This is a genomic window from Streptomyces sp. WM6386 (assembly GCF_000972385.1).
GTDB lineage: Bacteria > Actinomycetota > Actinomycetes > Streptomycetales > Streptomycetaceae > Streptomyces.
Genome location: NZ_JXTE01000554.1, coordinates 1 through 407 on the forward strand (window position 1 = coordinate 1; position 407 = coordinate 407).

General features: G+C 74.2%; 1 protein-coding gene. It reads left to right on the forward strand.

Annotated elements, in window-relative coordinates:
- Positions 1 to 407: FAD-dependent monooxygenase (locus TN53_RS42665; RefSeq protein ID WP_046264300.1), on the forward strand; the 407-nt coding region annotated here is incomplete at both ends.

Consider the following 407-nt stretch of genomic DNA (forward strand, 5'->3'; position numbering starts at 1 on the left):
CCCCACAGGGAGTGCAACGCCTCACCGCCGCCTACCTGGTGGGCTGCGGCGGCGGCAGCAGCCCGGTGCGCCGGGCGGCCGGGTTCTCCTTCCCGGGCACGGACGCCACCCGCACCATGTACCTCGCCGACGTCGCCGGCTGCGATCTGCGCCCGCGCTTCCTCGGCGAGCGCCTGCCGGGCGGCATGGTGATGGCCGCCCCGCTCGGCGACGGCGTGGACCGCATCATCGTCGTCCCCGATGTCGAACCCGGCCGTGAACGCGAGCGGTCGGTGAGCTTCACGGAGGTCGCCGGCGCCTGGCAGGACATCACCGGCGAGGACATCAGCGCCGGCACCGCCCACTGGGTCAGCTCCTTCACGGATGCCACCCGCCAGGTCACCGAGTACCGGCGCGGCCGCATCCTC